Raw genomic sequence first — 1,935 nt, forward strand, 5'->3', positions numbered from 1 at the left:
AAAAAAGGTGAGAAGCCCATAGTTGTTGAAACTACGGGCTTTTTCGCGTTTTTGATCATATATGAATTTTGTTATGCTACAGTGATATTCTTCAGGAATTTGTTGAACACTTCCTGCCTCGAATAAATATTGTAAAAATCCGTACCGAACAAATCCTGTATTTCCTTGTAGTCCAGCGCTATTTCGTCTTCATCTGAATATGCCAGTGTTTCCACTATCTCGCCTTTTTTGTTTCGCACTTTTTGGAATGCGATCGCACCGCCGACATCGTCGAGGTGAATGATGCCGCCCTTCAAAAGCTGACATGTCGCGGCACCCAGTGCTCTTGCGATCCGTTCGGCTGACAGCGCCTTTTCTCCCATTTTGTACTGAATAATTCGGATGAGGAGGAGCGCGACGAAGCAGATTAGGAAATGCGCGCGAATATGCTCATTCTTGCGGACGAACACAGGTCTGGCATAAAGATCTGTCTTCATAATCCTAAACGACTGCTCTATCCGCCAAAGACCGCCATACGCCTGGCGGATTTTCCGCTCATCATAGTCAAGTTCGCTAGTGATGATGCAAAAGTAGCCGTCATACATCGCGTCTTTTTCCGCTTTTTCCAAATCCACACTGCGCAGCTTTTTCGTGTTTTCCAGTACTTCGCCGGTCTCCTTATCAATGATTTTTTCCTTTGTGTATTCGTCGATACCTTTTTTGATACCATAGGCATTGTTATTGACGGAACGCTCGGCCTTTTTAAGTTTTTCTTCCCGCTTGCGCCTTGCCATGTCGGCTTCGGCCTTGCTCCAATATAGAAGCACTTTCCTTGTCCGTATTTCTTTCTTCCCGTCCTTGTCCTTCCCCTCATATTCCTCCCTGAACAGCTTGTATCTGTATGTACCGCCCTCGTTTGATATCCACCCGCTTTTATCAAACAGCTTTTCATTGTAACGCTGCCCTTTTTTCCCTTTTAGTATTTGCGAGAATACGAAACCGTCGCCATTGTTCACGATCGCATCAATGTTCTTCGAGGAATTCAGCCCCTTATCGGCGACCACAACCAGCCTGCCTAACCCGTATGATTCCTTGACATCTTTCATGGTCGGCTGAAGTGTAAGAGAATCGCTCGTATTGCCGGGGAAAATCGACATGCTGACCGGAAGTCCGTTCGAATCCATGAAAAGGCCCATGGCGACGATTGGATCAACGCGGTGCTCCTTCGATACGCCTTTTTTTCTCAGATCATCTTCACCATCTGGGAAGTCTATCTCAAAGAAATAGTTGGTCACGTCATAAAATGCGTAAGAAAGGTCGCGACCGATCGTCTCCTTGACACGCTCATTTAAATGCCGCTGCAACTCCACCTCGAAATCCGCAAAGTGGTCAAGCGACCTGTAGACATCCGGCAGCGTGAAGTCCGTGCGCATCCCGTAGAAGCCATCCTTCATCTGGCATGAGGCACGCTTTGAATCCGGGTGGAGTATCCTTGCCAGCACCAGGAATTTGAAAATATCGCTGGGTGAATACTCCCCCCGGAACCTATGCGACTTCTCATAGCTCTTGATTAACGAATCGATTTCGAGCAGTTTATAAACGGCCTCTAGAAATTTGTATCCGTAGTTCTGCCGCCGGTTTTCCTCGCAGTACATCCTTGCGGTTCCGGCTGCCTCTATTCGGAGCGGAACATTTTCTGCTCTGTAATTGGCGTTGAATTCCTTAACCTTCGCCATGAAAGCTTCGGGGTCTTCTTGATCTTCAAGATATCCAAAAGATTTTATCGTCCTTTGCTTTGGCGGTGCGCCCGGCGCGGGGCGGTAACCCTCAACAACACTGACCCATGTTTTTATGCTTCCTTTGCGCTTCACCTTATCTTTTTTTATCAATGTAACATCACCTCAGATATATTATATCATAACTGTTTCATAACGTATAGTAAAATCGCAAAAAAAA

General features: G+C 46.4%; 1 protein-coding gene. It reads right to left on the bottom strand.

Annotation, left to right across the window (positions count from 1 at the left end):
• Positions 1-71 precede the first annotated feature (71 nt).
• On the bottom strand, positions 72-1,868 hold the full coding sequence (locus Ga0451573_RS18825; protein WP_231685737.1) for an IS1634 family transposase: 1,797 nt from the start codon (positions 1,866-1,868) through the stop codon (positions 72-74).
• Between the last annotated feature and the right edge of the window lie 67 nt (positions 1,869-1,935).

The sequence above is a fragment of the Phosphitispora fastidiosa genome, from assembly GCF_019008365.1.
Lineage (GTDB): Bacteria > Bacillota > Thermincolia > Thermincolales > UBA2595 > Phosphitispora > Phosphitispora fastidiosa.